General features: G+C 74.1%; 10 protein-coding genes. 5 read left to right on the forward strand and 5 right to left on the reverse strand.

Going from position 1 to position 13,052, the window contains the following annotated elements; translation table 11 throughout:
* Nucleotides 1-108 precede the first annotated feature (108 nt).
* On the reverse strand, nucleotides 109-1,392 hold the full coding sequence (locus tag FB558_RS13130; RefSeq protein ID WP_142052306.1) for an acetyl-CoA C-acetyltransferase: 1,284 nt from the start codon (nucleotides 1,390-1,392) through the stop codon (nucleotides 109-111).
* 56 nt (nucleotides 1,393-1,448) lie between these two features.
* Here FB558_RS13130 and FB558_RS13135 point away from each other — a divergent pair, with 56 nt between their 5' ends.
* Both FB558_RS13135 and FB558_RS13140 read left to right on the forward strand, forming a co-directional pair.
* Complete coding sequence (locus FB558_RS13135; protein WP_142052307.1) at nucleotides 1,449-2,090, forward strand: TetR/AcrR family transcriptional regulator; 642 nt, start codon at nucleotides 1,449-1,451, stop codon at nucleotides 2,088-2,090.
* The gene (locus FB558_RS13140; protein WP_142052309.1) at nucleotides 2,087-4,036 is read left to right on the forward strand and encodes an acyl-CoA dehydrogenase family protein; all 1,950 of its coding nucleotides are present in this window, start codon (nucleotides 2,087-2,089) and stop codon (nucleotides 4,034-4,036) included. The genes FB558_RS13135 and FB558_RS13140 overlap by 4 nt, the downstream gene beginning before the upstream one ends.
* Nucleotides 4,037-4,079: 43 nt before the next feature.
* On the opposite strand, the gene FB558_RS13145 is transcribed toward FB558_RS13140, so the two are convergent.
* Together FB558_RS13145 and FB558_RS13150 are read right to left on the reverse strand one after the other, a co-directional pair.
* Nucleotides 4,080-7,214: an ATP-binding protein gene (locus tag FB558_RS13145; RefSeq protein ID WP_142052311.1), complete on the reverse strand. Its 3,135-nt coding sequence runs from the start codon at nucleotides 7,212-7,214 to the stop codon at nucleotides 4,080-4,082.
* The gene (locus tag FB558_RS13150) at nucleotides 7,214-7,813 is read right to left on the reverse strand and encodes a hypothetical protein (protein ID WP_246106399.1); all 600 of its coding nucleotides are present in this window, start codon (nucleotides 7,811-7,813) and stop codon (nucleotides 7,214-7,216) included. Before FB558_RS13150 ends, FB558_RS13145 begins: the two co-directional genes overlap by 1 nt.
* A gap of 135 nt (nucleotides 7,814-7,948) precedes the next feature.
* On the opposite strand from FB558_RS13150, the gene FB558_RS45500 reads away from it, so the two are divergent.
* Entirely contained in the window at nucleotides 7,949-8,350 is a 402-nt protein-coding gene (locus tag FB558_RS45500) for a VOC family protein (RefSeq protein WP_342787305.1), read from the forward strand.
* 23 nt (nucleotides 8,351-8,373) lie between these two features.
* On the opposite strand, the gene FB558_RS13160 is transcribed toward FB558_RS45500, so the two are convergent.
* Nucleotides 8,374-8,682, reverse strand: a complete 309-nt coding sequence (locus FB558_RS13160) for a winged helix-turn-helix transcriptional regulator (protein ID WP_142054126.1) — start codon at nucleotides 8,680-8,682, stop codon at nucleotides 8,374-8,376.
* 159 nt (nucleotides 8,683-8,841) lie between these two features.
* Between FB558_RS13160 and FB558_RS13165 the strand changes: the two genes are divergently transcribed.
* On the forward strand, nucleotides 8,842-9,657 hold the full coding sequence (locus FB558_RS13165) for an NAD(P)H-binding protein (RefSeq protein ID WP_142052316.1): 816 nt from the start codon (nucleotides 8,842-8,844) through the stop codon (nucleotides 9,655-9,657).
* A 203-nt stretch (nucleotides 9,658-9,860) separates the two neighbouring features.
* Here FB558_RS13165 and FB558_RS13170 read toward each other — a convergent pair whose 3' ends face one another.
* A complete protein-coding gene (locus FB558_RS13170) occupies nucleotides 9,861-11,456 on the reverse strand; it encodes an acyl-CoA synthetase (protein ID WP_142052319.1) in 1,596 nt (531 codons plus the stop codon).
* A 321-nt stretch (nucleotides 11,457-11,777) separates the two neighbouring features.
* Between FB558_RS13170 and FB558_RS13175 the strand changes: the two genes are divergently transcribed.
* The gene (locus FB558_RS13175) at nucleotides 11,778-13,040 is read left to right on the forward strand and encodes an amidase (RefSeq protein WP_211366355.1); all 1,263 of its coding nucleotides are present in this window, start codon (nucleotides 11,778-11,780) and stop codon (nucleotides 13,038-13,040) included.
* Nucleotides 13,041-13,052 lie beyond the last annotated feature (12 nt).

Below are 13,052 nucleotides of genomic sequence, written 5' to 3' on the forward strand. Positions count from 1 at the left end.
CAAGGTCGCACTTCAGCGGCCCAAAAATCCGCACGTTGGCTCCAAGGTGCCGGTTCTGGGGGCCGAAAGTGTGCATCGTGGCTCCAAGGTGCGCGGGGGTCGTCGTCGTCACGCCGCCTCCAGGATCGCCACCACGCCCTGGCCTCCTGCCGCGCAGATGCTGATCAGGCCGCGGCCGGACCCCTTCTCGTGCAGCAGCTTCGCCAGCGTCGCGACGATCCGGCCGCCGGTGGCCGCGAACGGGTGCCCGGTGGCCAGGGACGAGCCGGCGACGTTGAGCTTCGCGCGGTCGATCGACCCCAGCGGGGCGTCCAGGCCGAGGCGCTCCTTCGCGAACGCCGGGTCCTCCCACGCCGCCAAGGTGGCGAGCACGGTGGAGGCGAACGCCTCGTGGATCTCGTAGAAGTCGAAGTCCTGCAGCGTCAGGCCGTTGCGCTCGAGCAGCCGCGGCACGGCGTACACGGGCGCGGTGAGCAGCCCGTCGGGACCGTGTACGAAGTCGACGGCCGCGGTCTCGGCGTCGACCACGTGCGCGAGCACCGGCAGCCGGTGCGCGGTGGCCCACTCGTCGGAACCGAGCAGCACGGCCGAGGCGCCGTCGGTGAGCGGGGTGGAGTTCCCCGCCGTCATCGTCGCCCCCTCGCCCCTGCCGAACACCGGCTTGAGCTTCGCGAGCTTCTCGACCGACGAGTCGGGGCGCAGGTTCTGGTCGCGGGTGAGCCCGAGGTAGGGCGTGACCAGGTCGTCGAAGAACCCGCGGTCGTAGGCGGCGGCGAGGTTGCGGTGGCTCGCGACGGTGAGCTCGTCCTGCGCCTCGCGGCTCACCTGCCGCTCCAGCGCGGTGCGCGCGGCGTGCTCGCCCATCGAGAGCCCGGTGCGGGGCTCGGCGTTGCGGGGGACCTCCGGCACGATCTGGCCGGGTCGCAGCCCGCGCAGCGCGACGAGCCGGGCTCCCAGCGTCTTCGCGCCGTTCAGCGCCATCAGCACCCGCCGCAGGTCGTCGTTCAGCGCGACCGGTGCGTCGCTCGCGGTGTCGACACCGGCGGCTATGCCGCTCTCCACCTGCCCGAGCGCGATCTTGTTCGCGACGAGCACCGCCGTCTCCAGGCCGGTGCCGCAGGCCTGCTGGACGTCGTAGGCGGGGGTGTAGGGCGAGAGCGAGCTGCCGAGCACGGCCTCGCGGGTGAGATCGCGGTCGCGGCTGTGCTTGAGCACCGCGCCGCCTGCCACCTCGCCGATCCGCTCGCCCGCCAGCCCGAACCGGGCCGCGAGCCCGTCCAGCGTCGCGGTGAGCATGTCCAGGTTGGACGCGCGGGCGTAGGCGCCGTTCGCGCGGGCGAACGGGATGCGGTTGCCGCCGATGACGGCGGCCTTCCTCCGGGTGTCCGGCATGGCGTCTCCTTACCCACGGGTAGCCGGTACTCAACGTACCCGGTACCGTCGGTGCCGTGAAGGTGGCACGGGATCGGCGCGCCAGCCGGTGGGACGCCCACCGGCGCACCCGCCGCGCCGAGCTCACCGACGCCGCGATCGCCGCGATCCGCACGCACGGCGCGGGCGTCGGCATGGACGAGGTCGCCGCCGCGGCGGGCACCAGCAAGACCGCCGTCTACCGGCACTTCGCCGACCGCACCGAGCTCTACGTCGCCGTCTGCGAGCGGGTGGCGCACGTCCTGCTCGGCCAGGTGCGCACCGCGATCGACGGGGCCACCGGACCGCGCGCCCGGACCGCCGCGGCCATCGCCGCCTACCTGCGGCTGATCGAGCACGACCCGGAGGTGTACCGGTTCGTCGTGCACCGCCCGCTGGTCGAGCGCGAGCTGCGCGCCGACCCGGTGGCCGACCTCGTGTCCCTCGTGGGCGACCAGGTCGCCGAGGTCATCGCCGAGCAGCTGGTCGCCGTCGGCGCCGACCCCGCGCCCGCCGTGCCGTGGGGCCACGGCGTGGTGGGCATGGTCCGCGCCGCGGCGGACAACTGGATCGCCCGTTCGGCGGGTACGACCAAGGAGCAGTTGGCCGATCACCTCACGGCCCTGGCGTGGACCGGGCTGTCCGGGGTGGTCGACCGCACCGAGGAGGGAACGTCATGACCGTCGACCCGCGCACGCTGCAGAGCGTCCTCGACGGGCGCTGGGCCGCCGTCCGGGACGACGTCCGCACCCAGATGGGCGCGCTGTCGGTGCACCCCGACCCGGACCTGAGCACCGCCGACTACCGCGCGCTCACCACCGAGAACCTGCACCGCCTGGCCGAGAGCGGCCGCCCCCACCAGGGCTTCGACCCGGCATACGGCGGCGGGGGCGACGTCGGCGGCGTGGTCACCGCGTTCGCGATGCTCGGCTACGGCGACCTGTCGCTGCTGGTCAAGGCCGGCGTCCAGTGGGGGCTGTTCGGGGGCGCGGTGCAGGTGCTCGGCACCGCGCAGCACCACGACCGGTACCTGAAGCAGATCATGGACGGCGAGCTGCTCGGCTGCTTCGCGATGACCGAGACCGGCCACGGGTCCGACGTCCAGCACCTGCGCACCACCGCCACCTACGACGCGGCGACCCGCGAGTTCGTGGTCCACACCCCGGACGAGGGCGCCCGCAAGGACTACATCGGCAACGCCGCCCGCGACGGTCGGATGGCGGTGGTCTTCGCACAGCTGGTGACGGGTGGGGAGAAGCACGGGGTGCACGCCCTGCTCGTCCCCGTCCGGGACGAGGCGGGCGGCGCGCAGCCGGGCGTCACGATCGGGGACTGCGGGGTCAAGGCGGGTCTCAACGGCGTCGACAACGGGCGGCTGACCTTCGACCACGTGCGCGTGCCGCGCGAGGCCCTGCTCAACCGGTTCGCCGACGTGGCCGAGGACGGCACCTACACCAGCTCGATCGCCAATGAGACCCGCCGGTTCTTCACGATGCTCGGCACGCTCGTCCGCGGGCGGATCAGCGTGGCGGGCGGCGCGGTCACCGCCACGGAGAAGGCGCTCGCGCTCGCGATCCGCTACGGCGCCACCCGTCGCCAGTTCGCGGACCCGGCCACCGGCGAGGAGGTCGTGGTCCTGGACTACCTCGTGCACCAGCGCAAGCTGCTGCCCGCGCTCGCCACCGCGTACGCGCTGCACTTCGCGCAGAGCGACCTGGTCTCCGACATGCACGACCTCCAGAACCCCGGCGCCGAGATCGACGAGCGGCGCCAGCGCGAGCTGGAGACCCGCGCGGCCGGGATCAAGGCCGTGGGCACCTGGCACGCAACCTCGACGATCCAGACCTGCCGCGAGGCGTGCGGCGGCGCCGGCTACCTCGCGGCCAACCTGCTGCCGCAGCTCAAGGCCGACACCGACGTGTTCACCACGTTCGAGGGCGACAACACGGTGCTGCTGCAGCTGGTCGCCAAGACCCTGCTGTCGGACTACGGCCGACGCGTCGGGAAGCTCGACCTGGCCGGCAAGGCACGCTTCGCCGCCGACCTCGTCGCGGGCACCGTCGCCGAGAAGACCGGGGTGCGCGCGCTCGTGCGCCGCGGCGACGTCCGCGACCGCGCCTACCAGCGGTGGCTGTTGGCCGAGCGCGAGGAGCACCTGCTCGCCAATGCGGCGCAGCGGATGCGCAAGGCCCTCAAGCCCGGCGCGGACCAGTTCGGGATCTTCAACGGGGCCCAGGACCACCTGCTCGCCGCGGCCCGCGCCCACGTCGACCGGCTGGTGTTCGACGCGTTCGCCGCGGCCGTCGACCGGGTCGAGGACGCGCCGGTGCGCGCGCTGCTCGCCGACGTCCTCGCGCTGCACGCGCTCACGGTGATCGAGGGCGACCGCGCGTTCTTCATCGAGCACGCCTACCTCACCGCCGGCCGCGCCAAGGCGGTCACGCAGGCGGTCAACGCGCTCTGCGGCACGCTGCGCCCGCACGCCCGGACGCTGGTCGACGCGTTCGGCATCCCGGAGCCCTGGCTCGCCTGCCCGCTGCTGGCCGGCGAGCGGGACGCCACCGCCGGCATGACCGATCCCTCCCCCTCGCGCGAGGAGCCCACGGACCTGGCGTCGGTCGGCTGATCAGGCCGTGAGTGGATACGAGTGCTCCCGCACTCGTATCCACTCACGACTCGGCGGCGCGCCGGATCACCTCCTCCGCCGAGGGCGGGCTCGACGGGTGGAAGCTGAGGCACATCGGCGTGCGGATCTGCTCGAACGCGAGGCCCTCGCCCGCCACGTAGAACCGACCGGTCCCCAGGCGGGAGATGTCGTCCACGCGGCCGCCCTTCGCCCTGGCCAGCTCGGTGGCGGTGTTGATCTGGGCGACCGAGTTCAGGAAGCCGAAGAACTGGGTGGCGGCGTTGCCGGGGATGCGGTTGTGCAGGCCCTTCGGCGCCTGCGTCGCGAAGACCAGCCCCAGCCCGTACTTCCGGGCCTGTGACGCGAGGGAGATCGTGCTCTGCGTGCACGCGGTGAGCGCGCCCGACGGCGCGAACGTCTGCGCCTCGTCCATCACGAAGAGCCCGCCGAGCGGTCGGTCGCCCGCCGGGTTGGCCTTCACCCAGGAGAACAACGCCATCTGCAGCTGGTTGACGAAGCTCTGCCGCTGGTCGTCGGCGGGCAGCCCGACGAAGCTGATCACCGAGATGCGCGCCTTCTTCCCCGGCGGCGGCGTGAGCAGCACCGTCGGGTCCACGGTCTGGCCCGCGCCGCCGAACAGGGGATCGTTGATCGTCGCCGCGTGGAGCTCCTCGGCCATCTCCCCGGCCAGCTTCGGCCCGTTGCGCAGGGCGCTGGTCCCGTCGGGCAGGTCGGCGAGGAACTCCACGAACGCGGCGAGTGCGGAGCCGCCGGAGCGGGCGAATGCCTCCAACGCCTCCCGCAGCACCGCCTGCCCCTGCCCGAGCTTGCGCGGGGTGAGCCGCGTGCGCGGCGCCAGGCTCGCGACGGCCGAGTCGACGGCCAGCCGGAGCTCGTCCTCGTCGTCGAGCACCGCCCCGAAGTCGGGCAGCGGCTGGAACGCCAGCGGACGGCCCTTCGTCCGGCCGGGCGTCCAGATCGCGACGTCGGTCTCCTCGAGGTAGGCCTCGGCGCGGGCGGCATCGCCGTCGTACCAGCCCTCGGGCGGCGCGGGCCAGGCGTCGCCGAGCCGTGCCAGGTCGTTGTTCGGGTCGAGCACGATCGCGGACACGCCCTGGAGCGCGCACTCCTCCACGAGCCTGCGCAGCAGCACGGTCTTGCCCGAGCCGGAGCCGGCGAAGACCACCGTGTGCTTGCGCAGCCCCTCCAACGGGACGAGGACGTCCTGCCCCGACGCCGAGCGGCCCACCGGGACCGAGGGGACGCGCGGGCGCGGGAACGGGCTCGGCCGCCGCGCGCGCTCGGGTCGCGGCGGCGCCTGCTCCGCGGGCCGGGCCGACGACGGGCTCGGCGCGCCCTCCCGGGAGGGCGGCGCCACGTCCCCCAGGGTGCGCCGGAACAGCCCGGTGCTGCCGGCGGGCTTCCGCGCGGCGAGCCACTCGAGCAGCCCGGGCAGCGGCGGGCGCTGCATGACCTCGAGGGCGGCGAGCGTGCGCAGGTCGTCCTCGTCGACGGCCACGGTGTGCCCGCCGAGGTCGTGGACGTCGGCGATCGCCGCCGCCGTCTTCGGGCCCGATGGCCATGCGATGTTGCGGATCAGCACCAGCCGGCGCCGGTCCGCGCCCGCGCGCAGCCCGGCCTCGGTCACGGCCGTGGCGAGCCGGCTCTGCACCGCACGGTGGTGCGCGGGCGCGATCGCGCGGAAGGCGACGTGCACCTCGTCCTCGGTGCGCTCGTCGACGGTGCGGCGCAGCCGGGCGTGCAACGCCGGCTTCTTGCCCCGCACCTGGTCGACGGCGAGCACCTGCCCGTCCTCACCGAGCTCGGCGACGTAGGACTTGAGACCGGCCGCGAGCAGCGCCGGCATCCGCTGGTCCTCCGTGTCCGGGTCGAGCGGGGCGGCGACGTCCGCCTCCGCCCGCAGCTGCGCGAACCGCTCGTCGAGGCCCCGCAGCGCCCCGGCGTCCGGACCCGTGCCGCCGCCACCGGGGCCCACCGGGTCGGCGAAGTCGGCGAGCTCGCGCAGCTCGCCCGCATCCAGGCAGCGGCGCACGTGCGCGTCGACCTGCTGCAGCAGCTTGCGCGGGGTGAACGTGCGGACGGCGGGCCTGCCGAAGGCCGCGGGCAGCACCGGCCACGACGGGTACGGCGGCGTGAAGCCCGCCTCGCCGTACAGGCCACCGAGGTGCTGCTCGACGATCGCGCGCGCCACCTCGGCGTCGGGGAGCGCGCCCTGCAGGACCGCGGGGTGGAAGCGGTCGGCGGCGGAGATCGCCGCCCGGGTCGCGATCATCTCCCAGGTCTCGGGCAGGCAGGCGACGACCGTGAGGGTGCGGCGCGCGGCGTCGCGCAGCTCCATCAGCCCGTCCGCGATCCGGCCCACGGCGTCGGCCTGCCGGCGTGCGGTGACCGCGTCGGGCGCCTCCGGCCCGGAACGCAGGTTCAGCAACCCGTCGATCTGGTCCACCGCGACGACGGTCGGACCGGTGAGCGCCAGCAGCCGGGAGATGTCGCGCAGCACCACCTGCTTCGGGCGCGCGCCCGGCCGGAAGCCCCACGCCTGCCGGGCGGTGTCCTCGACGTCGCCGTCGAGGTTGAGGTAGTTGTAGCCCACCTCCTGCACCTCGGGCTCCGCCGCGCGGAACAGCACCAGCGCCCGCAGCGTGTTCTGGCAGTCCGCCCACACCTGCCGGTCGACCTCCCGCAGCCCGGCGAGCAGGTCGTCCAGGTCCTTGCGGAACACGGGGATCATTCCGGCGATGCGGCCCTGCTGCTCGGCCGCCAGTCCCGCGCGCACCGCGAGGCGGCGCAGCAGCGGGCCGAGCTGGTCGACCTGCCCGCCGTCGAAACCGTCGACGATCCCGCGCACTGCGCTGGACCAGAAGTCCTCCGAGTCAAACAGCTTGATCAGGAAGAAGTAGCCGTCCTGCTCCTGCACCTGCTGGCGCACCCACCGGAGCATGTGGGTCTTGCCCACGCCCCGCTCACCCTGCAGCGCCACCCCGATCGGGCTGGCACCGCTGCTGCGCCGCGCCGCCTGCACGTCGCGCAGCAGCGCCGACGCGACGCGCGGGTGCAGGCCCTCGACGTGGTTGCGGACCGGGCTCCAGATGTCGTCCGGGGTCAGGGCGGAGTTGAACTGGACGGCCTCCAGCGCCGCCCGCTCGTCGGTGTCCATCAGCCCTCGATCATCAGCAGGTGCCGGTCGTCGCCGCCGAACCGCACGGCGGCGGCGCGGTCGGCCGCGGTGAGCGCCTTCTGGTCCGACGCCGCCCGCACGTGCACGCCGGGGGTGGCCGCGAGCCGTTCCAGCTCGGCGTCGACGGCGTCGCGGGGCACGTCGGGGAGCTCCTCGCGCAGCGCGGCGACGGCGACCCAGTCGCCGGGCCGCCCGAGCCTGCGGTAGGCGGCCCGGACCTGCTTCTCCACGTCCGGGTGGAACGCGTCCGAGAGCTGCAGGCCGCTGCGCGACAGGTACCGGTCCAGCCCGGCCAGCAGCGCGTACAGCGCGCCCCCGCCGTAGCCGGCCCGCTCCGGCCGCCGCGCGCCCAGCTCGGCGCGGCACCAGGCCCAACCGTCGTCGGTCAGCTCGTGGGTGAAGCTCCGCCCGGTCCTGCGCGACACCACCAGCTTCCGCTCGTTCAACCGCCGCCGCGGGCGGCCGTCGAGGGGGAAGCCCGCCACGGCGCGCAGCTCGGCGTTCGTCAGCTCCCGCGCCTCGGCCATGAGGGCGAGCAGGGCAGCCCGCTCGCGCAGGGTCAGCTGATCATCGGGCACGGTCGTCCTCCGGTCTCGGGTCCACCCGGGAATCGTCGGTGGCGGGCCGGACGTCACAAACGCGTGCTCGGGGGACCGATGACTTCTGCGCGCGCCACTGGTCCACTACTCGAACCGACACCGGGAGGGGGCCACATGGCCAGCCAGATCTTCGTCAACCTGCCCATCGCCGACCAGGCGCGCACGAGGGCGTTCTTCGGCGCGCTCGGATTCACCTTCAACGAGGCGTTCAGCGACGAGAACGCGCTCAACCTCGTCCTGGGCGACTCGCTCTTCGCGATGCTGCTGTCCCCGGAGCGCTTCGCGGACTTCACGGTCAAGCCGACGTCCGACGGCACCAGCACCGAGGCGATCATCGCCCTCGGCGTGGACAACCGCGAGGACGTCGACCGCATCGCCGACGCCGCTCTCGCGAACGGCGGCGCGAAGGCCAAGGACCCGCAGGACATGGGCTTCATGTACGGCCGCTCGTTCCTCGACCCCGACGGCCACCACTGGGAGATCATGTGGATGGACCCGAAGGGCTTCGAGGGCTGAGTCCTGCCCGGGCGGGCGGCGGTTCAGGTTCCGGCCCGGACCGCCGCCCGCTCGGCGCGCGCGGCCTGCACGTCGGGCAGCCGGGTGTCGATCCAGTCGAGCAGCCCGGTGAGGTGACCGGTGAGCTCGTGCCCGAGCCCGGTGAGGCTGTAGGTCACCTGCGGGGGCGTGGTGGGGGCGACCTCGCGGTGCACGAACCCGTCGGCCTCGAGGGTGCGCAGGGTCTGGGCGAGCATCTTCTCGCTCACGCCGCCGACGGCCCGGCGCAGCGCGCTGAACCGCAGCGGGCGGGCCCGCAGCGCCACCAGCACGAGCACCGCCCACTTGCCCATGACGTGGTCGAGCACGGTGCGAGCGGGGCAGGCACTGTCGAACACGTCACCCCGACCGCCCTCGACGGCCCCCAGTAGCTGCGTGCTCACGTCCACCTCCGGCACTTACTGGAAGGTACGTACTTACCGGAAGAGAGTAGCCCGCCTAGCGTCGGCGCCATGATCATCGTCACCGGGATCACCGGCAAGCTGGGGCGCGCGGCCGTCGAGGACCTGTTGGAGCGGGTGCCCGCGACGGAGGTGGCGGCGCTCGCGCGGGACCCGCGCAAGGCCACCGACCTGGCCGCGCGAGGCGTCGACGTCCGCGCGGGCGACTACGAGGACCCGGAGTCGCTGCGGTCGGCGTTCGCGGGTGCGGACGTCGTGCTGCTCGTCTCCTCGCCCGACATCTCTCCCGGCACCCGGCCCCGCCAGCACGGCAACGCGATCGACGCCGCCCGCGCGGCCGGCGTCGGCCGGATCGTCTACACCAGCGCGATCGGCGCCGACGACGGGCCGGGCTTCCTGGCCGACCACACGATCACCGAGGGCCTGCTGCGCGACTCCGCCGTGCCGCACACGGTGCTGCGCAACACCTTCTACACGGAGGTCCTGGTGAACCCGGGGCTGCACGCGGCCGTCCAGGCGGGCGAGCTCCCCGGTGCCGACGGCGGCGTCCCCGTCAACTTCGCGACGATCGACGACCTGGGCCGCGCGGCGGCCGCCACGCTCGTCGGCGACGAGCACGCGGGGCAGGTCTACGAGCTGCGCGGGCCGCTGTGGACCGTCGCAGACCTCGCGCGGGCGCTCACCGAGGTCTCCGGCCGACCGGTCGCCTACCGTGCGGTGCCCGCCGCGGACCTCGGCCCGATCGCGTTCGTCCACGATCTCATCGCGTCCGGGCTGTTCTCCGAGCCCGCCGCGGACCTGGAGAAGCTGCTCGGGCGACCGCCGGTGGGCCTGCGCGCCGCGGTGGAGGCAGTGCTGCGGTCGTGAGGGCCGGTGCCGCCCGGCCGTGATCGGTCCGAGCCTCACATCCGCGCGGTTCCCACCTCCACAGCGTTCGACTCGTCGCGATCAGGAGGGTGTGATCGACCCGAGCAGCACGCCGGCGCTGTCGTCGGCACCCGGTTGTGCTTCTCGGACCGATCACATCTGGCAGCCGGTCGTCGGACCCCGCTGATCGGCCGCGGTGCGCCTCAGGCCTCGGCGGCGAGGTCGGCGTGGCGGGCGCGCAGGTCCCGCTTGAGGATCTTGCCGCTCGGGTTCTTCGGCAGCGCGTCGGCGAACACGACGTACTTGGGGCACTTGTAGCCCGCGAGGTACCCGCGGGCGTGCGCCTGGACGGCCTCGGCGGTGAGCTGCGCGTCCGGCTTCGGCACGACGACCGCCGTGACGGCCTCGATCCAGTGCGGGTGGCTGATCCCGAACACGGCCACCTCGGCCACGCCGTCGAGGAGGTAGATCGCCTCCTCGACCTCCCGGCTGGCCACGTTCTCCCCACCGGTCTTGATCATGTCCTTCTTGCGGTCCACCACCGAGAGGTAGCCGTCGGAGTCCATGATCCCGAGGTCGCCCGAGTGGAACCAGCCGCCGCGGAAGGCCTCTGCCGTCTTCTCCTCGTCCGCGTAGTAGCCCAGCGCGGCGTGCGGGCTGCGGTGCACGATCTCGCCGACTTCCCCCGGCGGCACCGGCTCACCCGCGTCGTCGACCAGCATCGTCTCGACGTTGATCGCGGCCCGGCCGGCCGAACCCGCCTTCGGCAGCTGCTCGTCCGGGCGCAGGATCGTGGCGAGCGGCGCCATCTCGGTCTGCCCGTAGAAGTTCCAGAACCGGACGTCGGGCAGCCGCCGCTGCAGCTCCTTGAGCACCTCCACCGGCATCGCCGACGCGCCGTAGTAGCCCTTGCGCAGGCTGGACAGGTCGCGGGTGTCGAAGTCGGGGTGGCGCAGCAGCGAGATCCAGACCGTCGGCGGGCAGAACAGCTTCGTGGCCCCCTCGGCCTCGATCGTCGCGAGCAGCGCGGCCGGGTCCGGGCCGGGCAGCACGATGCTCGTGGCGCCGAGGTAGACGTCCACGGAGAAGAAGCAGTCCAGCTGCGCGCAGTGGTACATGGGCAGCGAGTGCACCTCGACGTCGTCGGCCTCCATCCCGCCGTCGATCACGCACGACACGTACTGGCCGATCAGCGAGCGGCTCGACAGCAGCACGCCCTTCGGCCGGGACTCGGTGCCGGAGGTGTACATCAGCCGCAGCGGGTCGTCGTCGGCCACGGCCACCTCGGGGTCGTGGTCCGGGCCCGCCGTCCACCAGTCCGCGACGTCCTCCCAGCCCTCGGCGGCCCCGCCGATGCGCCCGCGCACGCCCCCGGTGACGCCCGCGTCCGCCAGCGCCTGCTCGGCGGTGTCGACGAGCTCGGCCTGCGCGACCATCCCGGTCGCTCCCGAGTGCCGCAGGATGTAGCCGATCTCGGCGGCCCCGAGCATGAAGTTCACGGGCACCAGGACGACGCCGAGCTTCGCGGTCGCGAACGCCACCACCGCGAACTCCCAGCAGTTGCGCGACAGCAGCGCGAGCCGGTCGCCCTTGCCGACGCCACGGGCGCCGAGCGCGTTCGCGGTCCGGTTCACCGCCGCGTCGAACTCGGCGTACGTGGCCCGCCGCTCGCCCGCCACCACCGCGAGCTTGTCCGGGTAGCGCAGCGCGGTGCGCCGCAGCAGGTCACCGACGCCGTGCTGGCGGGCGCGGGCGATCGCGGCTTCGGTGTCGGCGGTGAACGGCGCGGCGTCGGGCATGCCCGGATGATGCCGGACCCCGGGCCCGCGGCGCACCTGTCCGAACGCGCGGGTGCGCGCCTCAGATCGATCACCGCCCTCGAGATCGGTCCGAGCCGTACACCACCGACCCGACCACCACCTCCGAGTACGGCTCGCACCGATCAACCACCCTCGATCCATCCGAACCGCACACCAGCGACTGCCGGACGCACGGGACGTACGGCTCGGATCGATCAGGAGGCGGTCTCGTTCCCGGCTGCCGTCGCGGAAATGGCAGCCATGGCGCACGGGTCGGAACGATCAGCTGCTCCGGCCCGGCCCGGCGCCTACGGTGAGCGGGTGTCCACCGCCGCTGAGCTCGCCGCCGCCGTCGACCGCATCGCGCACGCCGACCGGGATCTGCACTCCTTCGTCGACGAGCCGGGCCGCGCCGAGCGGGTCCGCGCCGCCCACGAGGAGCTGGCGGCGCGCTGGCCCGACCCGGCGCGCCGTCCCGCGCTCTACGGCGTGGCGCTGGGCGTCAAGGACGTGTTCCGGGTGGACGGGCTGCCCACGCTGGCCGGGTCCGCGCTGCCCGCGGACGTGTTCGCCGGGCCCGAGGCCACCGCGGTGACGCGGCTGCGCGCAGCCGGGGCCGTGGTCGCCGGGAAGACGGTCACCGCCGAGTTCGCCTACTTCGCCCCGGGTCCCACGCGCAACCCGCACCACCCGGAGCACACGCCGGGCGGGTCGAGCAGCGGGTCGGCGGCCGCGGTGGCCGCCGGGCTGGTCCCGCTGGCCCTCGGCACGCAGACCGTCGGGTCGGTGGTCCGGCCGGCGGCCTACTGCGGGTGCATCGGCTTCAAGCCCACGTACGGGCGGATCCCCTGCGACGGGGTGGTCGCCAACGCGCCGACGTTCGACACGGTCGGCTTCTTCGCCGCCGACCCGGCGCTCGCCGCCGCGGCGACCGCGGCGCTGTGCGACGGCTGGGCACCGGCCGCACCGTCCGCACGGCCGGTGCTCGGCGTGCCCACCGGCCCCTACCTCGACCAGGCCGACCTCGGCGCGTGCGGGGCGTTCGCCGCGCAGATCACCGCGTTGCGAGAGGCGGGCTACGAGGTGCGGGAGGTCGCGGCGCTCGACGACGTCGCCGAGGTCAACCGGCGGCAGCGCGTGGTGAACCTCGTGGAGCTCGCCCGCAGCCACGACGCCTGGTTCGACCGGTACGCCGATCGGTACCGGCCGCAGTCCGCCGCCGCGATCCGCGAGGGCCGCGCGATCGACGCCGCGACCTACACGGCGGCGCTCGACGGGGTGCACGCCTTCCGGCGGGCGGTCCCGGCGCGGATGGACGCTACGAGGACCGACGTCTGGATCTGCCCGTCGGCCACCGGCCCGGCCCCCCGCGGGCTCGACGCCACCGGTGACCCGGTGATGAACGTGCCCTGGACCCAGGCCGGGCTCCCGGCCCTGTCCCTGCCGGCCGGGGTGGTCGCGCGCGAACCGGGTGGCCCTGCGCTGCCGGTCGGCCTGCAGTGCGTCGCCCGTCCGGGCGCCGACGAGCAGCTGCTCGCCTGGGCGCCGGGCTTCGTCGACGCGCTCCGCGCGCGCCCCGCCTGACGAACGGCACTC

The sequence above is a fragment of the Pseudonocardia kunmingensis genome, assembly GCF_006716445.1.
Lineage (GTDB): Bacteria > Actinomycetota > Actinomycetes > Mycobacteriales > Pseudonocardiaceae > Pseudonocardia > Pseudonocardia kunmingensis.